Raw genomic sequence first — 19,731 nt, 5'->3', positions numbered from 1 at the left:
GGTGATCACCATTAATCATCAGCCGGCCAACGCGCTATCCAGCCGGATCTTAGATGAATTGTCCGGTATGTTTGACCGGTGTGAAGCGGATGACAGCGTAAGAAGCATCATCATTCGCGGTGAGGGGAAATTTTTCTCGGCGGGGGCAGATATAAAGGAATTCACTTCGCTTGATAATCTTGAGCAATCTTCTGGCATGGCGGATAGGGGCCAGCAGCTGATGGAGAGAATCGAAGGCTTTCCGAAGCCCGTTATCGCAGCGATTCACGGCGCTGCTCTCGGCGGCGGGCTTGAGCTCGCAATGGCCTGCCATATCAGAATCGCCACAATGGATGCCAAGCTCGGCCTGCCTGAGCTGAATTTAGGCATTATTCCGGGATTTGCCGGGACGCAGCGTCTGCCCCGGTACGTCGGAACGGCGAAGGCACTTGAGATGATCGGCACCTCAGAGCCTGTTACCGGGGAAGAAGCGCTCAGCCTCGGGCTTGTCACGATCGGCGCCAAGGATGAGGAGGAGCTGCTTTCAAAAGCAAAAATTCTCGCAGGCAAGTTCGCGGAAAAAAGCCCGCAGTCAATGGCCTATCTGCTTGAGCTCCTTTATTCAAGCAAGGTGTATTCTTATGACGGCGGCTTGAAGCTTGAAGCGAAACGCTTTGGAGAAGCATTTGCATCAGACGACGCAAAAGAAGGCATTCAGGCATTTCTCGAAAAAAGAAAGCCTCAATTCGGTGGGCGAAGATAAAGGGGATAAGAACATGAATCTATTTGTACTGATGAAACGGACGTTTGACACAGAAGAAAAAATCGTCATTGAAGCAGGAAAGATTCAGGAGGACGGAGCAGAATTTATCATTAATCCGTATGATGAATACGCCATTGAAGAGGCCATTCAGCTGAAAGAACAGCATGGCGGTTCCGTCACTGCGGTTACCGTCGGCGGCGAGGAAGCGGAAAAAGAGCTGCGCACGGCCCTTGCGATGGGCTGTGATCAAGCGGTGTTAATCAATATTGAAGACGATCTCAGCGATCCGGATCAATATTCGGTATCGGCCATTTTATATCATTATCTGAAGGATCAGGAATTTGACGTGATTCTCGGCGGAAATGTCGCGATTGACGGCGGTTCCGGCCAGGTGGCGCCAAGACTTGCCGAGCTATTAAACATTCCGTGCATCACAACGATCACAAAACTTACGGTCAATGGGGATGAGGCTGTGGCGGAAAAGGATAATGAAGGGGACACCGAAATCATTAAAACGACTCTGCCGCTTCTCATCACTGCCCAGCAAGGTTTAAATGAGCCGCGTTATCCGTCGCTTCCGGGAATTATGAAGGCGAAGAAGAAGCCATTGGAAGAACTCGAGCTTGATGACCTCGACATTGACGAGGATGATGTCGCTCCGAAAATCAAAACAATTGAACGTTTTCTGCCGCCGCAAAAAGAAGCGGGGAAACTTCTGGAGGGAGAAGCGGCCGAGCAGGCGAAAGAGCTTGTTTCACTGCTGAGAAAAGAAGCCAAAGTCGTGTAAACCGATATTTAAAGAAACTGGGGGATGTCAGAATGGGAAAAAAAGTGATCGTACTCGGAGAAATTCGTGACGGCGCCTTACGGAACGTCACCTTTGAAGCTATAGCCGCAGGCAAAACCATTTCCGGCGGCGGAGACGTGATCGGCGTGCTGATCGGAAAAGGCGCAGCTGATGCAGCATCCGAACTGATTCATTATGGAGCTGATAAAGTATTTACAGCCGATACGCCCGGGCTGGCTCATTACACCGCTGACGGGTATGCCGCGGTGCTTGGGGATCTGATCGAAAATGAAAAGCCTGATGCGGTCATCTTCGGCCACACCTTAATGGGCAAAGATTTGTCACCGAAGCTTGCGGCCCGTTTTGAAACAGGCTTGATTTCTGACAGTACGGATGTAAGCGTTACCGGAGAAAATATTGTGTTTACAAGGCCGATCTATTCCGGCAAAGCCTTTGAGCGGGTCATCTCAACTGATCCTATGATTTTGGCGACAATACGACCGAATAATATTCAAGCGTTAGAAAAAGACGCAACCCGCACAGGCGGCATCGAACAACTTGATGCATCGCCGCCGGATTTGCGGACAGTTATTAAAGAGGTAGTGAAAAAAACAGCGGACGGCGTGGATTTATCAGAAGCGAAGATTATCGTTGCCGGAGGCCGCGGTGTGAAAAGTAAAGAAGGCTTCGGGCCTTTAGAAGAGCTCGCCGAGGTATTAGGGGCGGCAGTAGGTGCTTCACGCGGAGCGTGTGACGCGGATTATTGCGACTATTCACTCCAGATCGGCCAGACCGGAAAAGTAGTCACGCCGGATCTTTATATCGCCTGCGGCATTTCCGGAGCGATCCAGCATTTGGCAGGCATGTCAAACAGCAAAGTCATCGTTGCGATAAATAAAGATCCGGAAGCTGAGATTTTTAAAATAGCGGACTACGGAATCGTCGGGGACTTGTTTGAAGTCGTCCCGCTTTTGACACAGGAATTTAAAAACGCTAATATCCATTCGTAATCGAAACCCTCTGGCAGTTACTGTCAGAGGGTTTTGTTTATATTTATTGGTTCGTACAAATAATTAAATAATAAATTATAAGATTGACATGTACGAATGAATATAATAAGCTTTCTGTAAAAGCGCTTACAAACTTAATTGACATCCTTTCAGTGATCGTATCATAGATACATAGATTGGCTGTAGTGCTTTTCATTTTTATCAGAAAGGAATGGTCTGTCTAAAAACACGGCAGTCATTCAAACGGATATCATCGAAGGAACGATTAATAAAAATATATACGGACATTTCGCAGAGCACTTGGGAAGAGGAATATACGAGGGCATTTGGGTCGGGGAGGATTCCCGTATTCCGAATATAGAGGGGATCAGGGCAGACGTGGCACAAGCCCTGAAGAAGCTTAACATTCCCGTTCTCAGGTAGCCGGGCGGCTGTTTTGCAGATGAATACCACTGGGCAAACGGAGTCGGTGAACGTCAAACAATGCTTAACACCCATTGGGGCGGCACGATTGATTCTAATGAATTCGGCACACACGAATTTATGAGGCTGTGCGAGCTGCTCGGCTGCGAGCCGTATATCGCCGGGAACGTCGGCAGCGGAACGGTTAAGGAAATGTCCGATTGGGTTGAGTATATGACATTTGAGGTGGGCACTCCGATGTCCGATTGGAGAAAGGAAAACGGACGGGAAAAACCGTGGAAGCTGAAATATTTCGGCATAGGGAATGAAAACTGGGGCTGCGGCGGAAATATGCATCCCGAGTATTATGCTGATCTCTACCGCAATTTTCAAACCTATGTCCGCAATTACAGCGGAAATGAAGTCTTTAAGATTGCAGGCAGCGCAAACGTCGATGATTACCGCTGGACAGAAATCTTAATGAAAAAAGCTGCTGATCTTATGGATGGGCTGAGCCTGCATTATTACACGATCCCGGGAGACTTTTGGAAGGGAAAAGGCTCCGCGACGGAGTTTTCAGAAGATGAATGGTTCATCACGATGAAAAAAGCGGCGCATATGGATGAGCTGATTACAAGACACAGCTGCATTATGGACCAGTACGACCCGGATAAGCGGGTCGGACTGATTATTGACGAATGGGGTACATGGCTTGATCCTGAGCCCGGCACGAATCCAGGTTTTCTGTACCAGCAAAATACGATCCGCGACGCGCTCGTCGCCGCCTCTCACTTTCACATTTTCCATCAGCATGCAAGCCGCGTACAGATGGCCAACATCGCGCAAACGGTAAACGTGCTTCAGGCGATGATTCTGACAGAAGGGAAGAACATGCTGTTAACGCCGACATATCATGTGTTTGATATGTTTAAAGTCCATCAGGACGCTTTCCTTTTAGCTGCAGAAACAAAAGCGGCCCGATACGAGTGGAAAGACGGGCAGCTGCCTCAAGTCAGCATTTCAGCGTCAAAAAATAAAGCCGGTGACATTCATATCAGCATTTGCAATATCGATCATCTGAAAAAGGCCGATGTGAAGATTGAGTTGAGGGGGATGTCAAAGAGAGGGAATCCTTCTGGAACCATCTTGCATACCGATAAAATGAATGCCAGCAACACATTCAGCAGCCCGGAGAACGTCAAACCGAAACCGTTTGCCGGATTTACAGTTCAAGACGGAAAGCTGAATGCGGAACTCCCTCCGATGGCAGTTGTTTTACTTACGCTGCCGGCATCAAAATAACAAGGTTTGAACACCTGCACAGAGGTTATAATACACTATATAAATCAGATTATTTCCGGCAGAATCAGGGGAAGATAATTTATAAGCATTAAATTAGCATGAACGAATGGAAGATGCTATACTAAAAATCATCATTTGACAATTGGAGGAATAAACTAATGGCTATCGTAAAAGCAACTGATCAATCGTTCTCAGCTGAAACAAGTGAAGGTGTCGTATTAGCTGATTTCTGGGCTCCATGGTGCGGACCTTGTAAAATGATTGCACCTGTTCTTGAAGAGCTTGATCAAGAAATGGGCGATAAAGTAAAAATCGTAAAAATCGACGTAGATGAAAACCAAGAGACAGCGGGTAAATACGGAGTAATGAGCATCCCGACACTTCTCGTCTTAAAAGACGGAGAAGTTGTTGAAACTTCTGTCGGCTTCAAACCAAAAGAAGCCCTTGAAGAGCTTGTAAACAAACACCTGTAAGCCGGCAGTGACATGTCCGGTGGGGCGATTCCTTTTAAGGGATCGCCTTTTTTTATCTTCCAAAAGCTGAGAATGGAGAAAAACAAATGTTCGTGATACACTGAATGAAGAGAGAACTAACGTAAGGAAGGGTAACGTATGAATAAACAACTAAAAGAAAAGCTGGCCCTCCTTCCCGATCAGCCGGGCTGTTATTTAATGAAAGACCGTCAGAAAACAGTCATTTACGTGGGGAAAGCGAAAGTGCTGAAAAACAGAGTGCGATCCTATTTCACCGGTTCTCACGATGCGAAAACCCAACGGCTTGTGACGGAAATCGAGGACTTTGAATATATCGTGACTTCCTCCAATCTTGAAGCGCTTATTTTGGAAATGAACCTGATCAAAAAGTACGATCCGAAATACAATGTCATGCTGAAAGATGACAAAACCTATCCCTTTATTAAAATCACCCATGAACGCCATCCGCGGCTTATCGTCACCCGAAATGTCAAAAAAGACAAGGGGCGCTATTTCGGCCCGTATCCGAATGTACAGGCGGCACGGGAAACAAAAAAGCTGCTGGACCGCTTATACCCGCTCAGAAAGTGTTCAAAGCTGCCGGACCGCGTCTGTCTGTATTACCATCTCGGGCAATGCCTGGCGCCTTGTGTAGAGGATATTTCTGAGGAGACAAACCGTGAGCTTGTCGAAGACATCACCCGATTTTTAAAGGGCGGATATAACGAAGTCAAAAAAGAACTGCAGGCGAAAATGACAGAGGCCGCGGAAAAGCTGGAATTTGAACGGGCTAAAGAATTCCGCGACCAGCTCGCCCACATCGAATCAACGATGGAAAAGCAAAAAATGACGATGAACGACCTTGTGGACCGCGATGTGTTTGCTTATGCGTACGATAAAGGCTGGATGTGCGTCCAAGTCTTTTTCATACGGCAAGGAAAGCTGATTGAACGGGACGTCAGCATGTTTCCGATGTATCAGGAAGACGACGAAGAATTTCTCACCTTTATCGGCCAGTTTTACTCTAAAAACAATCACTTTCTGCCCAAGGAAATTTTAGTGCCGGACAGCGTTGACCAAAACATGATTGAGCAGCTCCTGGACACAAACGTGCATCAGCCGAAAAAAGGCCCGAAAAAAGAACTGCTCATGCTTGCCCATAAAAATGCGAAAATCGCGTTGCGCGAAAAGTTCTCCTTAATCGAGCGGGATGAGGAACGGTCAATCGGAGCGGCCGAACGCCTGGGAGAAGCCCTGAACATTTATACGCCGCACAGAATTGAAGCATTTGACAACTCCAACATCCAAGGGACAAACCCTGTGTCGGCTATGATTGTGTTTATTGACGGAAAGCCGAATAAAAAGGAATACCGCAAATATAAAATTAAAACCGTTACAGGGCCTGACGATTACGGTTCAATGAGGGAAGTCGTCAGAAGAAGATATACGAGAGTGCTCCGCGAAAACCTTCCGCTGCCGGATTTAATCATCATTGACGGCGGAAAAGGACAGATCAACGCGGCTCGTGACGTGCTGGAAAATGAGCTCGGTTTGGATGTGCCGATAGCGGGCTTGGCGAAGGACGATAAACACCGCACGTCCAACCTTTTGATCGGCGACCCGCTTGAGCCGGTATTTCTGGAGCGGAACAGCCAGGAATTTTATTTGCTCCAGCGCATACAGGATGAAGTACACCGCTTTGCCATCAGCTTTCACAGACAGATTCGCGGAAAAAGCGCCTTTCAATCCGTTTTGGATGATATACCCGGAATCGGCGAAAAACGCAAAAAGATGCTCCTGAAGCATTTCGGCTCTGTCAAAAAAATGAAGGAAGCAAGCCCTGATGACATTAAGAAAGCGGGCGTCCCCGCCGCGGCGGCACAGCTCCTGTTTGAGAAGCTGCAAAAATAGTATTGTACTTAACTGAAAAATCTGCTAGAATGTGAACTAATTTCATAAGATCGTGTTATATGGTGAAGATAGAGGTGCGAACTTCAATAGTAAGCCTTTGGAGAATGATGGATTCTGCGAAAAGGGCTGAAAGGGGAGCGTCGCCGAAGCGAATAACATCCCATCGGTGTCATTTGCTGGCCTTGCATTAAATAAATGTAAGGCTGTCAAGAAATCATTTTCTTGGAGGGCTATCTCGTTGTTCATAATCATTCGTGATGATATGAAAAAAGCAATGAGAGCGAATCCTCTCATTGCTTTTTTTATTGGACAAAGCGCTCTTTCTCCTCACCCGCACGAACCAAAATGTAAAGGGTGGTCTAATATGGGTCTTATCGTACAAAAATTCGGAGGTACTTCCGTCGGCTCTGCCGAAAAAATTCAAAATGCCGCAAATCGCGCCATTGCAGAAAAGCAAAAAGGCCATGATGTCGTAGTTGTCGTCTCGGCAATGGGCAAATCAACAGACGCACTGGTCAATCTGGCGGAGGAAATCACCAGCGAGCCGAATAAACGCGAAATGGATATGCTTCTGTCTACGGGAGAGCAGATTACAATTTCGCTGCTTGCCATGGCGCTTCAGGACAAAGGCTATGACGCCGTCTCCTATACAGGCGGGCAGGCGGGCATTCGCACCGAAGCCGTCCACGGCAGCGCCAGAATCACGGATATAGATGTCACCGCGATTCAAGCGCGGCTGGAAGAAGGAAAAATCACAGTCGTCGCAGGCTTTCAGGGCGTGACAGAAGACGGCGGAATCACGACGCTCGGACGGGGCGGGTCAGATACAACGGCCGTCGCCCTTGCCGCTGCCTTACAAGCGGATAAATGCGACATCTATACCGACGTTCCCGGTGTTTTTACGACAGATCCGCGTTATGTCCGGTCAGCGAGAAAACTGGCGGGGATTTCATACGATGAAATGCTGGAGCTTGCAAATCTGGGGGCCGGCGTTCTTCATCCAAGAGCGGTTGAATTCGCGAAAAATTATCAAGTGCCTTTGGAAGTGCGGTCAAGTACGGAACCTGAAGCCGGAACATTAATCGAGGAGGAATCATCAATGGAGCAGAATTTAATCGTCAGAGGAATCGCATTTGAAGATCAGATTACAAGGGTGTCCGTTTCAGGCCTCACTAGCGGACTGACAACACTTTCTACTATCTTTACGACACTTGCGAAACGAAACATCAATGTCGACATCATTATTCAATTACAGGCTGGCGACGGCGATACGGGCATTTCCTTTTCTGTCAAAACAGAAGATGCCGCGCAAACGGTCGCGGTGCTTGAAGAATATAAAGACGCGCTTGATTATGAAAAAATTGAAACGGAAAGCAAATTAGCGAAAGTATCCATTGTCGGCTCCGGCATGGTGTCAAATCCGGGAGTGGCTGCAGAAATGTTTGCCGTACTGGCTGAAAAAAATGTACAAGTGAAAATGGTCAGCACATCTGAAATTAAAGTATCAACGGTTGTCAGCGAAAATGATATGGTAAAAGCGGTCGAAGCGCTTCACGATGCATTTGAGCTCTCTAAGCAGCCGTCTGCCGTATAAAAAAGGCAGGCAAAAAGGCGGGACTGGCAGTCACCGCCTTTTTCATTTACACCGGATCTTTCATATCCCATTTAACCGTCAGAACGACTTTATCGGCTCTTTTCTTTACTTGTTCATAAGATTCTGCAATCTGATCATTCATCAATTGAATCTGTTCGGCAATAAAACCGGCTTCAAGCTGGAAACACGGCTCTTTTTGATGTTTAAGCCTGCTGGATACGAGCGGGCCCTCCAGTTCGAATTCAAGCTCCTGTTTTTTTGTGCCGGCGTTTGTAAGGGTTCCCCATCCGGCTTTTTCAAAGAAGGCGGGGATTTCTTCCCATGATTGAAGAGGAAATTTGCGGGCGAGGCGTTTGCCTGCCCAATACATCATGGATGAATGATCCGGGCCGAGTATATCCGGAAGCACGATTTCCCGGATCAATTCGTAGCCGTATGCGCTGACGTCAAGTTCAGATAAGGTTTCCAAAGCTGCTTCATAATTATTCTTCATATATGTATTCCCCTCTTTCCTTCGTTTATTATAGCTTAAACAGGGGGGAGGATTACAGGATGATCCTTTAAAACTCGTGAAAAAATGTGAGAATGATATTGCAGGAAAATAAAATTTTCCTGTCAAATGTTCAATTCGGAAAATTATAATTTATGTACACGTTTTCTTGACGCCCTTTTGAGGGAGGAGTAAAATGAAATTGTCAATAAATTTTAATAAAGTGCTTACAATTGAAACGAAGTGGGGGCAGAGATTTTAGTACTTTTCGCACTTAAATCAAACAGGGGGTAAAGTAATGTCTGGGAACAGAGAGTTTTATTTTCGAAGATTGCATTCCTTGCTTGGCGTCATTCCGGTCGGCATCTTTTTAATTCAGCATTTAGTCGTCAACCAGTTTGCTGCAAGGGGAGCAGATGCGTTTAATAAGGCGGCCGGCTTTATGGACAGTCTGCCGTTCAGGTACGCCTTAGAAATTTTTATTATTTTCTTACCTTTAATTTATCATGCGGTTTACGGTGTGTACATAGCATTTACTGCGAAAAACAACGCTGGCCATTACAGTTATTTCAGAAACTGGATGTTCGTGCTTCAGCGTGTCACTGGTATTCTCACCCTTATTTTCGTCAGCTGGCATGTATGGCAGACTCGGATTGCCGCACAAATGGGCGCGGAAGTCAATTTTGACATGATGGCGAATATTTTAAGCTCGCCCGTCATGCTGGGCTTTTACATTGTAGGCGTTTTATCGGTGATTTTTCACTTTTCAAACGGCTTATGGTCTTTTGCGGTCACATGGGGAATCACTGTCACGCCGCGTTCTCAAAGAATTTCGACTTACGTGACGCTGATTATATTTTTAGCGCTTTCATACGTGGGTCTAAAAGCGATTTTTGCATTTGTGTAAGAGAACTAGATTACTAGAGGGAGAGGGGCTATCATGAGTCAATCAAGCATTATCGTAGTCGGCGGGGGTCTTGCCGGCCTCATGGCGACAATAAAAGCAGCGGAATCGGGCACAGCCGTTAAACTGTTTTCAATCGTTCCGGTAAAACGGTCTCATTCGGTCTGCGCACAAGGCGGCATAAACGGAGCGGTCAACACAAAAGGGGAAGGCGACTCTCCGTTTGAGCATTTTGATGACACGGTATACGGAGGAGACTTTTTAGCGAACCAGCCTCCTGTAAAAGCGATGTGTGAAGCGGCGCCGTCCATTATCCACTTATTGGACCGCATGGGGGTTATGTTTAACAGAACGCCGGAAGGTTTGCTTGACTTCCGCCGTTTCGGGGGTACACAGCATCACAGAACCGCTTATGCGGGAGCGACAACAGGACAGCAGCTTCTGTACGCGCTGGACGAGCAGGTGCGCAGATATGAAGTTGCGGGTCTCGTCACGAAATATGAAGGCTGGGAATTCCTTGGCGCCGTTCTTGATGACGACAGAACGTGCCGCGGCATCGTAGCCCAAAATCTGACCAATATGCAAATTGAGTCATTCCGTTCTGACGCCGTCATCATGGCGACCGGAGGACCAGGAATCGTGTTCGGAAAATCAACAAACAGCATGATCAATACAGGTTCTGCTGCATCTATCGTCTATCAGCAGGGAGCATACTACGCTAACGGCGAATTTATCCAAATTCACCCGACGGCAATCCCGGGCGACGATAAACTGCGTCTGATGAGTGAATCTGCGCGCGGTGAGGGCGGAAGAGTATGGACATATAAAGACGGAAAACCTTGGTATTTCCTTGAAGAAAAATATCCGGCTTACGGAAACCTCGTGCCGCGGGATATTGCGACACGCGAAATCTTTGATGTGTGCGTCAATCAAAAGCTCGGCATTAACGGCGAAAACATGGTCTATCTTGATCTTTCTCACAAAGATCCGAAAGAGCTTGATGTTAAGCTTGGCGGCATTATTGAAATCTATGAAAAATTCATGGGTGACGACCCGCGCAAGCTTCCGATGAAAATCTTCCCTGCAGTCCACTATTCAATGGGCGGTCTGTGGGTCGATTACGATCAGATGACAAGCATCCGCGGACTGTTTGCAGCCGGTGAATGTGATTATTCAATGCACGGAGGAAACCGTTTAGGGGCAAACTCTCTGCTTTCCGCTATCTACGGGGGAATGGTTGCCGGGCCGAATGCGGTGAAATATGTATCAGGTCTCGAATCATCCGCAGAGGATATGTCTTCAGCCCTATTTGACGCCCATGTGAAAAAAGAGGAAGAAAAATGGGCTGATATTATGAAAATGGACGGCAATGAAAATGCCTACGTGCTGCACCGCGAGCTTGGGGAATGGATGACGGCCAACGTGACGGTGGTCCGCCATAATGACAAGCTGCTGAAAACAGACGATAAAATCCAAGAGTTAATGGAACGGTATAAGAAAATCAATATCAATGATACGACAAAATGGAGCAACCAAGGTGCCATGTTCACGCGCCAGTTCTCTAATATGCTCCAGCTTGCCCGTGTCATCACACTCGGTGCATACAACCGAAACGAAAGCAGGGGAGCGCATTATAAACCTGATTTCCCTGAACGTAACGATGAGGAGTTCCTTAAAACGACGATGGCAAAACATGCCGGTGCGTTTGAAGCACCGGAGTTTCACTATCAGGATGTCGACGTTTCATTGATTGCGCCCCGCAAACGCGATTATTCGAAGAAGAAGGTGGCGAAATAATCATGAGTGAGAAAAAGATACGGTTTATCATCACACGCCAGGATACGCCAGAAAGCACGCCATATGATGAAGAATTTGAAATCAATTACCGTCCGAATCTGAACGTCATTTCTGCGCTGATGGAAATCCGCAGAAACCCTGTCAACGCAAAAGGGGAAAAGACAACTCCCGTGACGTGGGACATGAACTGTCTTGAAGAAGTATGCGGCGCATGCTCCATGGTAATCAACGGAAAACCGCGCCAATCATGTACGGCGCTTGTCGATAAGCTGGAACAGCCGATCCGCCTGAAACCGATGAAAACATTCCCGGTCGTCCGTGACCTGCAGGTTGACCGCAGCAGAATGTTCGATTCACTGAAAAAAGTCAAAGCATGGGTGCCGATTGACGGGACTTACGATTTGGGCCCGGGACCGAGAATGCCGGAAAAACGCCGCCAATGGGCATATGAATTGTCGAAATGTATGACCTGCGGCGTTTGTCTGGAAGCCTGCCCTAACGTCAACAGCAAATCTAAATTCATGGGGCCTGCTCCAATGTCGCAAGTGCGTCTCTTTAACGCTCATCCGACGGGAGCAATGAACAAGTCCGAACGTTTAGAAGCCTTAATGACAGAAGGCGGTCTCGGGGACTGCGGAAATTCACAAAACTGTGTCCAATCCTGCCCGAAAGGCATTCCGCTCACGACTTCAATCGCTGCGTTAAACAGAGATACCAATTTACAAGCATTCCGCAATTTCTTCGGAAGCGACAGAGTATAAGAAAGAGAAAAAAGAGCCTCTTCCGCACGGGAGAGGTTTTTTTATAAGGAGCTGAAGGTAATGAAACAACCACAGTATATTGATGTGCCGTTTGAAGAATGGAGAAAATCGTTCTCGTTTTTTACCGAAGTCTCGGTGCGTTTTTCGGAAACGGATATGTTTGGCCACATGAATAATGTAACCCCTTTCACTTATTTTGAAGAAGCGCGGATTGCATACTTTAAACAGCGCGGCATCACGGCGCAGAATACGGAAACGATGACCGTCGTCGCTAGCCAGCAATGTGATTATATGCGTCAAGTGATGCCGTATGAAAATCTGCGGATCTATGTCAAAACAAGCGCGGCCGGAAATGCGTCCGTCACCCTTCATTATCTAGGAGAAAATGAAGACGGTCTGCCATGCTTTACCGGTTCCGTCGTAATGGTCCAAGTGTCAAAAAAAAGCGGCAAAGCCGTCAGTTGGACGGAGGAAGAGAAAGGAATGCTGCTCTCCTGAACGAATAACTATTTCTCTTAGAGACGTCACCTCCAATGCGCTCCTTACATATGATATCTTGACTATATAAACCCATTCGTTTAGATTCGCTCTCACCTTAGCAAGGAGGGTTACAATACTTGAAGGAGAAAGAATTTCAATCAAAGCCGCTGCTAACAAAAAGAGAAAGAGAAGTATTCGAATTGCTCGTTCAAGACAAGACAACAAAGGAGATTGCAAGCGAGCTGTTTATCAGTGAAAAAACTGTACGGAATCACATTTCAAATGCCATGCAGAAATTGGGTGTGAAAGGGCGTTCGCAAGCTGTTGTCGAGCTTCTTAGAATGGGTGAGCTAGAGCTCTGATTCTTGCCGGTTTTCCTTCTTTACGAGAAGGAGCCGGTTATTTGTTTTGCATCGGATTACGTATATAAGATCCTCACTCTTCCTTTTTCTCCGTCAGTCTTGCATTTTCTTAAAAAAAGAAGGAAAATAGACACGGAGCACATAAGCCCAGAAAGATCCTTGAGTGAGGGATGGACAAATGACATCAAAATCAGTAGAGCATGTTGCGGATATCGAAAAATCACTCCGCCATATCGCTGCAATCATTAAACAAAAAGGAAGAGAAATCCTTAACCAATATGCAATTACACCGCCGCAATTCGTGGGCCTTCAATGGCTGTACGAGTTGGGGGATATGACAATAGGCGAATTATCAGGCAAAATGTATTTGGCTTGCAGCACGACGACGGATCTGATTGACCGCATGGAAAAAAATAAGCTTGTCGAGCGGGTGAAAGACCCGGCTGACAGACGTGTCGTCAGAATTCATCTTCTCGCTGAAGGAGAACGCATTATTCAAGAAGTGATTTTGGAAAGGCAGGCCTATTTGCGGGATATGTTCGAAACATTTTCCGACGAGGAAATAGCCGTTTTCGAAAAATCATTATTGAAACTGAAGCATGAAATGAAAAGAAAATGAGGCGATTTTGTTGGAACAGCCGATAGGAGTCATTGATTCCGGGGTTGGCGGGTTAACCGTTGCAAAGGAAATCATGAGACAGCTACCGAAGGAAAATATCATCTATGTGGGAGACACGAAACGCTGCCCATACGGCCCGCGTCCTGAACGGGAAGTGCTTCAATATACGTGGGAAATGACCAATTACCTGCTGGAGAACCATCACATAAAAATGCTCGTGATCGCCTGCAATACGGCGACGGCCATCGCATTGGAAGATATTCAGGCAAAAACGAATATTCCGGTTGTCGGTGTGATTCAGCCGGGGGCGAGAACGGCGATAAAGGTGACGAAAAATCAGCATATCGGCGTCATCGGCACTGTAAATACGATCAAAAGCGGAGCTTATGAACAGGCGCTGCTCGGATTAAACGCCGGGCTTCACGTTGTAAATACGGCTTGTCCGCTGCTTGTGCCGTTTGTGGAAAGCGGGCGGTTTCTTAATGAAACAGCGGAGGAAGCAGTTGAAGCATCGCTGTATCCGCTGAAGGGGACATCGATCGACACCTTGATTTTGGGGTGCACGCATTATCCGATTTTGAAAGAGCCGATCCAAAGCTATATGGGAGAGCATGTGAAGATCATTTCCTCCGGTGACGAAACAGCGAGGGAAGTCAGCACCATTCTTTCATATAAAGGCTTGTTAAACCAATCGGAAAATATGCCGGAGCATCAATTTCTCACAACGGGAGAGCGAAACCGATTCGCGAAAATTGCTGAAGACTGGTTCGGCCATGAAATCGGTCATGTCAAGTGCATTTCTCTCCAAAAGCCGGTCAGAAAATAAATCACAAAACCCGCCGTAAAAAGCGGGTTTTTTTGCGCTTCCCGGAAAATCTCGGTCTATTTCCTGAAAGGGACTCGTATACATCATAGTACAAACAGCCTTAGGAGGGAAAAGTATGCTGAAAAAAGGACCTGCAGTCGTTGCTGCAACATGTCTTACTTCGGCTTTTGTTTTATCAGGATGCGGCTTGTTTCAACCCGATAAAACAGCCGGGGAGATTGATCCGCCTCAAGATGTTTCATACGTAAAGGATGAAGCGGGTATTCAGGCAAAAACGAAGCAATTAGAAAAAAACAGCACCTCTAAAGCCGAGCAGCCAGCGAATACGGTGATGAGAGAGCTGTATTTGATTGATAAAAACGGCTACGTCGCGGCACAGACGCTGCCTCTTCCGAATAGCGAAGGAAGCGCGAAGCAGGCGCTTGAGTATCTGGTGCAGGGCGGACCTGTATCGGAAATTCTCCCGAATGGCTTCAGAGCCGTGCTTCCCGCCGATACGACGGTTAACGTTGACATTAAAAAAGACGGCACCGCAGTCGCCGATTTCTCTAAAGAATTTAAAAACTATAAAAAAGAAGATGAGCAAAAAATTCTTCAATCCGTTACATGGACGCTCACTCAATTCAGCTCAATAGACAAAGTCCAGCTCAGGATCAACGGACACGAGCTGAAAGAAATGCCTGTGGGCGGCACCCCGATTACAGGCGATTTAAGCAGAAAAGACGGGATTAATATTGAAACGGCCGGTGTTAACGATCTGACGGATACGCATCCTCTTACTGTCTATTACTTGGCGGAAACAGAGAACAGCGAGTATTACGTGCCTGTCACAAAGCGGATTGAGAATTCGGAAACAACTGACATCACCGCAGCCATAGAACAACTGGCAAACGGGCCGGGCAAAGCAAGCGGGCTGCTGACTGATTTCAATAATGATGTCAAGCTGCTCAGCAAGCCGAAAGTAAAAGACGGCCAGGTCACATTGGATTTTAACAGCTCAATTTACGGAAGCGCAGATGAAAAAACAAAAATGGTGTCCTCAGGCGTGCTGGACAGCATTGTACTGACATTAACGGAGCAGCCGTCGGTAAAAAGTGTTTCTATAAAAGTAAACGGAAAATCAGAACTTGTGAATGAAAAAGGAGAATCCCTTTCAAAACCTGTTTCGAGACCGTCGCAAGTGAATACGGGTAGTTTTTAATTTGGGATTTTTGATATACTAGTAAAAAAGAGGTTAGCGTTCCGGCTGCCTCTTTCTTTATTCATCATCCGGAACAAAAAGGTTTATGTACATATAATCGGAGGTAAAATATGAGACACGACGGAAGACAGCACGATGAGCTGCGCCCCATCACATTTGATTTGGATTTTATCACTCACCCGGAAGGCTCTGTTTTAATTACGGCGGGGAATACGAAGGTCATCTGTAATGCATCAGTGGAGGACCGGGTGCCGCCATTTTTACGGGGAGGGGGAAAAGGCTGGATTACAGCAGAATACAGCATGCTCCCGCGCGCAACAAATCAAAGAACGATAAGAGAATCCTCAAAAGGAAAAGTGTCAGGCAGAACGATGGAAATTCAGCGTCTGATCGGGCGTGCGCTTCGGGCTGTTGTTGATTTGGAGAAGCTCGGCGAACGGACGATCTGGATTGACTGCGACGTCATTCAAGCTGACGGCGGCACAAGAACCGCCTCCATTACCGGCGCATTTCTGGCAATGGCCATTGCTATCGGCAAACTCGTAAAAACCGGCGTCATCAAAACGTCTCCGGTGACAGATTATCTTGCGGCCATATCTGTCGGAATAGATAAAGAGCAGGGGCTTCTTTTGGACTTAAATTATGAAGAAGACTCTGCGGCCGAAGTTGACATGAATATCATTATGACGGGAAGCGGCCGTTTTGTGGAGCTTCAGGGAACGGGAGAAGAAGCCACCTTCTCACGCGAGGATTTAAACGGGCTTTTAAGCCTTGCGGAAGAAGGAATCCAAACACTCATTCAAAAGCAAAAAGAAGTGCTGGGAGATTCACTGCCTGAACTGAAATAACGATAGAAAGGCTTGATCAGCGTGAAAGAAGCAATTATTGCGACACACAATCCTGGAAAAGTAAAAGAATTTAAAGAAATTCTGGAACCGAAAGGCTACAGCGTCTACTCATTGGCGGAGATCGGATTTACGGAAGACATAGAAGAAACCGGACAAACCTTTGAAGAAAACGCCATTTTAAAAGCAGAGGCCGTCGCCAAAGCCGTAAACAAAATGGTCATTGCAGATGACTCAGGTTTATCGGTAGACAATCTGGGCGGCAGACCGGGTGTATACTCCGCCCGTTATGCCGGGGAATCAAAAGACGACACGGCAAATATAGAAAAGGTGCTTTCGGAATTAAAAGGCATAGAAAAAGAGCAGCGCACCGCCCGTTTCCGCTGCGCGCTTGCCGTCAGCAGACCGGGACAGGAAACAAAAACGGTCGAAGGGCATGTTGAAGGGTATATCGCAAAAGAGCCTGCCGGAAACAACGGTTTTGGCTATGATCCCATCTTTATTGTAAAGGATAAAGATAAAACGATGGCTCAGCTGACAAGCGCCGAAAAAAACAAAATCAGCCACAGAGCTGACGCGCTCAAAAAACTGTCAAAACTGCTGGATGCGTAAGAGGGGGACGTTTTGCTATGAAAGTCTTGATCATAAGCGACAGCCACGGGCTAGAGGACGAGCTGAGCGCAATTGCCAAGCGGCATGAGGCTGATGTTGACCTTATGATTCATTGCGGTGATTCAGAGCTCCGTGCCGCACATCCGGCGCTCAAACCGTATAACACAGTAAAGGGAAATTGTGATATTGGCGGCGGGTTTAAGGACGAGCTCCTTCTATCCGCAGGCTCAAGAAAAATCCTCGTTGTTCACGGACATCTTCACGGCATTAAACAGTCTCTTTTAACTGTTTTCTACCGGGCGGAAGAGCTGGGAGCGGATATCGTCTGCTTCGGCCATTCACACATCGCCGGCAGTGAAATGCTGCGCGGCAAGCTTTTGATCAACCCGGGCAGCATCCGCCTGCCGAGAGTGCGAAATGTCAAGAGCTATGCCATTCTTACCTTGGCAAATGATGAAGCGATCGTAACCTTTTATGATGAAACAGGACAGGAAATCAGCAGCTTGGAAAATAAAATCAGCTTTTAATGTGATCATGAGGAAGAATCATTTCTTCCTCATGAAAAAGTTTCTAAAAATCATTGACTTATCTTTTGAACCTGTATATAATAAATCTTGTCGCTGATACATAAAGTAAAAGCTGTCCCAGTAGCTCAGCTGGATAGAGCAACGGCCTTCTAAGCCGTCGGTCGGGAGTTCGAATCTCTCCTGGGACGTACGAAAAAAGAGCTGGTGAAATCAGAGTGAAAACTGATAGCGCTGGCCTTTTTATCGATTAACCTTTCTTTTTATATGTTGTAACTTCGTTAAAATCATGCTAAAATGAGTAACGGAATTGTATTATTTTCATGTCCCAGTAGCTCAGCTGGATAGAGCAACGGCCTTCTAAGCCGTCGGTCGGGAGTTCGAATCTCTCCTGGGACGTATGAGAAAAACCTCAAACCTATGACTGGGTTTGAGGTTTTTTGTGTTGGTCCGGTCTAATTAAAATGAAATTACTGCTTTTTAATGTTTTTCTCATAAATCATTAAAAGTTTTTTTGTGTTGAATACTTTTTAATTCGTTTATTTTAAAAAATATGAAACAAATGATTCGTATTTAATGCAACAAATGTAAAATATTTTTTGAATATATGAAACTTAATTAAATATTTACCGTAATAAATATATGTAAAATGACCTTAAGGCGGCCTTAGGTGATAGAATTATGTATTTCTATTATTCATATGATAGAAAGACGCGGGAGGAATATACGGTTGAAGTACGCATTTGCATATAAAGATAACAATATAGAAACGATTTTTTGCGGAAAAGAAGAGCTGTTTGAAGAACTTAAACAATTTTTAATCACTCAATGCCATTTAAGCATTATAGAAGTTTCGAGAGATGACTATTATATGGAGCAGGAAGTCAATCGATGGAATGACAGATATACATTGTAAACACCGGACAGAGATATAAAAACCGGCCTTATTCGGCCGGTATCCGTTATCTGAATCCGCCCGGGGCGCTGAAGCCCCCGGTATGTGCACCGCTGAAGCCCGCAGCATGTGCGCCGCTAAAACCTCCCGCAGATATGCCGGGATGCCCGACGCTGCCGACGGTTCCCGCAATATCACTCAAAGCCGGGTAAGGGGCGTATTGCTGTGTGCTGTATCCGTATCCCGGTGTGCTTTGCAGCGGCTGATGCCCATAGCCGTATGCGGGGTATCCTCCATACTGGTAAGGAGAATAAGGATATGTCTGCGTCGGTGCTGAGGGATAATAAGCCTGGGGCGGCAGGACCGGTAAAGGCGGAAATCCGGGAGGCAGGCCTTGCATGCCTGATAACATCTTATTCATTACATCACTCATTTCTTCACAAGATAAGAACAGTGTATGCTTATATCTCTGTAAAGAGCCTGTATCATTCGAACGGATGATCTTACAAGCCGTACAGCAGGCTTTGAGAAAAATATGTAATAAAATGTGACATGTTCGTATGAAGGCGGAAAGCTTTCGTGTAATCTTAGGAGATTAACAAAAAAATTATAAAAACTTTTAACAGTTACAGATCCTTTTAAATCAACAATGAAAGCGTATACAAAATAGATTGATTAATCTAAATTGTCTAATAATTATAAAAATGATGTTGACACTGCATTCAAACGGGCGTAATATGAGTTCAAACAAAAATAAACAAATGATTCACGCTAAAAAGAAAACTCATAAAACACTGAAAAAACAAGGGCCTTTTCGAGTGAAGAGAGCTGCAATAATAAAAAGCGCAGATGAGGATAAGTAGCTTTGCTGAAGTTTTTCACAGAGAGCCGGGAACGCTGAGAACCGGCAAAACAACTCAAAGTGAACTCGCCTCAGAGTGCCGGTCTGAAATGTAAAGAGTAGGACTCGGCCGAGTGAACTGTCATGTTTACTCGTTATCAAAACGGATAGAAATTATCCATGAGACGGTCGGTAAAAGACCGTAAACAAGGGTGGTACCGCGGAAAGTAAAGCCTTTTCGCCCCTTTTGGCTATCGCATAAAATGCTTGGCTGAATGTGGGTGAGAAGGCTTTTTTGTTTGCGACAGCTGACGAGGCGTTATGAATTCATTTTTAGACATAGAAAAGGAGGA

The 19,731-nt window shown here is 46.2% G+C and carries 20 protein-coding genes, 2 tRNA genes, 1 pseudogene, 1 riboswitch and 1 other annotated feature; of the genes and pseudogenes, 21 read left to right on the top strand and 2 right to left on the bottom strand.

Annotated elements, in window-relative coordinates; all coding sequences use genetic code 11:
- Position 1 precedes the first annotated feature (1 nt).
- From AXI59_RS14990 to AXI59_RS14960, 7 genes and pseudogenes are all read left to right on the top strand, one after another.
- Positions 2–742 carry an enoyl-CoA hydratase gene (locus AXI59_RS14990; protein WP_061528612.1) on the top strand — a complete coding sequence of 247 codons (741 nt, stop codon included), beginning with the start codon at positions 2–4 and terminating at the stop codon, positions 740–742.
- Between the two features lie 13 nt (positions 743–755).
- Positions 756–1,529 carry an electron transfer flavoprotein subunit beta/FixA family protein gene (locus AXI59_RS14985; RefSeq protein WP_061523033.1) on the top strand — a complete coding sequence of 258 codons (774 nt, stop codon included), beginning with the start codon at positions 756–758 and terminating at the stop codon, positions 1,527–1,529.
- 32 nt (positions 1,530–1,561) lie between these two features.
- Positions 1,562–2,539 carry an electron transfer flavoprotein subunit alpha/FixB family protein gene (locus AXI59_RS14980; RefSeq protein ID WP_061528611.1) on the top strand — a complete coding sequence of 326 codons (978 nt, stop codon included), beginning with the start codon at positions 1,562–1,564 and terminating at the stop codon, positions 2,537–2,539.
- 216 nt (positions 2,540–2,755) lie between these two features.
- Positions 2,756–4,243: pseudogene (locus AXI59_RS14975) on the top strand (alpha-N-arabinofuranosidase).
- A 158-nt stretch (positions 4,244–4,401) separates the two neighbouring features.
- On the top strand, positions 4,402–4,716 hold the full coding sequence (trxA, locus tag AXI59_RS14970; protein ID WP_061523030.1) for a thioredoxin: 315 nt from the start codon (positions 4,402–4,404) through the stop codon (positions 4,714–4,716).
- 138 nt (positions 4,717–4,854) lie between these two features.
- Positions 4,855–6,627, top strand: coding sequence for an excinuclease ABC subunit UvrC (gene uvrC / locus AXI59_RS14965; RefSeq protein WP_061528610.1), 1,773 nt, complete (start codon positions 4,855–4,857; stop codon positions 6,625–6,627).
- A 61-nt stretch (positions 6,628–6,688) separates the two neighbouring features.
- Positions 6,689–6,868, top strand: a riboswitch (Lysine riboswitch).
- Positions 6,869–6,991: 123 nt separating this feature from the next.
- Positions 6,992–8,221 (top strand): aspartate kinase, encoded by a 1,230-nt coding sequence (locus tag AXI59_RS14960; protein ID WP_061528617.1) that lies wholly within the window; start codon positions 6,992–6,994, stop codon positions 8,219–8,221.
- Between the two features lie 46 nt (positions 8,222–8,267).
- Here AXI59_RS14960 and AXI59_RS14955 read toward each other — a convergent pair whose 3' ends face one another.
- Positions 8,268–8,714: a YslB family protein gene (locus AXI59_RS14955; RefSeq protein ID WP_061523028.1), complete on the bottom strand. Its 447-nt coding sequence runs from the start codon at positions 8,712–8,714 to the stop codon at positions 8,268–8,270.
- Positions 8,715–9,009: 295 nt separating this feature from the next.
- On the opposite strand from AXI59_RS14955, the gene sdhC reads away from it, so the two are divergent.
- From sdhC to AXI59_RS14885, 14 genes are all read left to right on the top strand, one after another.
- Positions 9,010–9,618 (top strand): succinate dehydrogenase cytochrome B558, encoded by a 609-nt coding sequence (gene sdhC, locus AXI59_RS14950; protein ID WP_061523027.1) that lies wholly within the window; start codon positions 9,010–9,012, stop codon positions 9,616–9,618.
- Positions 9,619–9,651: 33 nt separating this feature from the next.
- The gene (gene sdhA, locus AXI59_RS14945; protein WP_061523026.1) at positions 9,652–11,412 is read left to right on the top strand and encodes a succinate dehydrogenase flavoprotein subunit; all 1,761 of its coding nucleotides are present in this window, start codon (positions 9,652–9,654) and stop codon (positions 11,410–11,412) included.
- Between the two features lie 2 nt (positions 11,413–11,414).
- Complete coding sequence (gene sdhB, locus AXI59_RS14940) at positions 11,415–12,173, top strand: succinate dehydrogenase iron-sulfur subunit (RefSeq protein ID WP_061523025.1); 759 nt, start codon at positions 11,415–11,417, stop codon at positions 12,171–12,173.
- A 60-nt stretch (positions 12,174–12,233) separates the two neighbouring features.
- Positions 12,234–12,671, top strand: coding sequence for an acyl-CoA thioesterase (locus AXI59_RS14935; protein WP_061528609.1), 438 nt, complete (start codon positions 12,234–12,236; stop codon positions 12,669–12,671).
- A gap of 119 nt (positions 12,672–12,790) precedes the next feature.
- The gene (gene gerE, locus AXI59_RS14930; protein ID WP_003184172.1) at positions 12,791–13,015 is read left to right on the top strand and encodes a spore germination transcription factor GerE; all 225 of its coding nucleotides are present in this window, start codon (positions 12,791–12,793) and stop codon (positions 13,013–13,015) included.
- A 178-nt stretch (positions 13,016–13,193) separates the two neighbouring features.
- The gene (locus AXI59_RS14925) at positions 13,194–13,634 is read left to right on the top strand and encodes a MarR family winged helix-turn-helix transcriptional regulator (RefSeq protein WP_061523023.1); all 441 of its coding nucleotides are present in this window, start codon (positions 13,194–13,196) and stop codon (positions 13,632–13,634) included.
- A 7-nt stretch (positions 13,635–13,641) separates the two neighbouring features.
- A complete protein-coding gene (gene racE, locus AXI59_RS14920) occupies positions 13,642–14,460 on the top strand; it encodes a glutamate racemase (protein WP_156476296.1) in 819 nt (272 codons plus the stop codon).
- A 115-nt stretch (positions 14,461–14,575) separates the two neighbouring features.
- On the top strand, positions 14,576–15,661 hold the full coding sequence (locus tag AXI59_RS14915) for a GerMN domain-containing protein (protein ID WP_061528607.1): 1,086 nt from the start codon (positions 14,576–14,578) through the stop codon (positions 15,659–15,661).
- A gap of 110 nt (positions 15,662–15,771) precedes the next feature.
- The gene (rph, locus tag AXI59_RS14910; RefSeq protein WP_061523020.1) at positions 15,772–16,509 is read left to right on the top strand and encodes a ribonuclease PH; all 738 of its coding nucleotides are present in this window, start codon (positions 15,772–15,774) and stop codon (positions 16,507–16,509) included.
- A gap of 12 nt (positions 16,510–16,521) precedes the next feature.
- Entirely contained in the window at positions 16,522–17,118 is a 597-nt protein-coding gene (locus tag AXI59_RS14905) for an XTP/dITP diphosphatase (protein ID WP_156476295.1), read from the top strand.
- Positions 17,119–17,135: 17 nt separating this feature from the next.
- A complete protein-coding gene (locus AXI59_RS14900) occupies positions 17,136–17,645 on the top strand; it encodes a YfcE family phosphodiesterase (RefSeq protein WP_061528606.1) in 510 nt (169 codons plus the stop codon).
- A gap of 114 nt (positions 17,646–17,759) precedes the next feature.
- A tRNA-Arg gene (locus AXI59_RS14895) sits at positions 17,760–17,833 on the top strand.
- A gap of 134 nt (positions 17,834–17,967) precedes the next feature.
- A tRNA-Arg gene (locus AXI59_RS14890) sits at positions 17,968–18,041 on the top strand.
- A gap of 331 nt (positions 18,042–18,372) precedes the next feature.
- Positions 18,373–18,558 (top strand): hypothetical protein, encoded by a 186-nt coding sequence (locus AXI59_RS14885; RefSeq protein WP_061523018.1) that lies wholly within the window; start codon positions 18,373–18,375, stop codon positions 18,556–18,558.
- Between the two features lie 46 nt (positions 18,559–18,604).
- Here AXI59_RS14885 and AXI59_RS14880 read toward each other — a convergent pair whose 3' ends face one another.
- Positions 18,605–18,958 (bottom strand): hypothetical protein, encoded by a 354-nt coding sequence (locus tag AXI59_RS14880; protein ID WP_061523017.1) that lies wholly within the window; start codon positions 18,956–18,958, stop codon positions 18,605–18,607.
- 416 nt (positions 18,959–19,374) lie between these two features.
- Positions 19,375–19,627 (top strand) — a binding site (T-box leader).
- The last annotated feature ends 104 nt before the right edge of the window (positions 19,628–19,731 follow it).

It is taken from the genome of Bacillus nakamurai (assembly GCF_001584325.1).
Classification (GTDB): domain Bacteria; phylum Bacillota; class Bacilli; order Bacillales; family Bacillaceae; genus Bacillus; species Bacillus nakamurai.
This window is presented reverse-complemented; position numbering and strand designations above follow the sequence as displayed.

Excerpts from the sequence above, each read along its gene's own strand:
- AXI59_RS14985 (WP_061523033.1), top strand. The coding sequence starts at position 756 with ATGAATCTATTTGTACTGATGAAACGGACGTTTGACACAGAAGAAAAA.
- AXI59_RS14980 (WP_061528611.1), top strand. The coding sequence starts at position 1,562 with ATGGGAAAAAAAGTGATCGTACTCGGAGAAATTCGTGACGGCGCCTTA.
- trxA (WP_061523030.1), top strand. The coding sequence starts at position 4,402 with ATGGCTATCGTAAAAGCAACTGATCAATCGTTCTCAGCTGAAACAAGT.
- uvrC (WP_061528610.1), top strand. The coding sequence starts at position 4,855 with ATGAATAAACAACTAAAAGAAAAGCTGGCCCTCCTTCCCGATCAGCCG.
- AXI59_RS14960 (WP_061528617.1), top strand. The coding sequence starts at position 6,992 with ATGGGTCTTATCGTACAAAAATTCGGAGGTACTTCCGTCGGCTCTGCC.
- AXI59_RS14955 (WP_061523028.1), bottom strand. The coding sequence starts at position 8,714 with ATGAAGAATAATTATGAAGCAGCTTTGGAAACCTTATCTGAACTTGAC.
- sdhC (WP_061523027.1), top strand. The coding sequence starts at position 9,010 with ATGTCTGGGAACAGAGAGTTTTATTTTCGAAGATTGCATTCCTTGCTT.
- sdhA (WP_061523026.1), top strand. The coding sequence starts at position 9,652 with ATGAGTCAATCAAGCATTATCGTAGTCGGCGGGGGTCTTGCCGGCCTC.
- sdhB (WP_061523025.1), top strand. The coding sequence starts at position 11,415 with ATGAGTGAGAAAAAGATACGGTTTATCATCACACGCCAGGATACGCCA.
- AXI59_RS14935 (WP_061528609.1), top strand. The coding sequence starts at position 12,234 with ATGAAACAACCACAGTATATTGATGTGCCGTTTGAAGAATGGAGAAAA.
- AXI59_RS14925 (WP_061523023.1), top strand. The coding sequence starts at position 13,194 with ATGACATCAAAATCAGTAGAGCATGTTGCGGATATCGAAAAATCACTC.
- AXI59_RS14915 (WP_061528607.1), top strand. The coding sequence starts at position 14,576 with ATGCTGAAAAAAGGACCTGCAGTCGTTGCTGCAACATGTCTTACTTCG.
- rph (WP_061523020.1), top strand. The coding sequence starts at position 15,772 with ATGAGACACGACGGAAGACAGCACGATGAGCTGCGCCCCATCACATTT.
- AXI59_RS14900 (WP_061528606.1), top strand. The coding sequence starts at position 17,136 with ATGAAAGTCTTGATCATAAGCGACAGCCACGGGCTAGAGGACGAGCTG.
- AXI59_RS14880 (WP_061523017.1), bottom strand. The coding sequence starts at position 18,958 with ATGAATAAGATGTTATCAGGCATGCAAGGCCTGCCTCCCGGATTTCCG.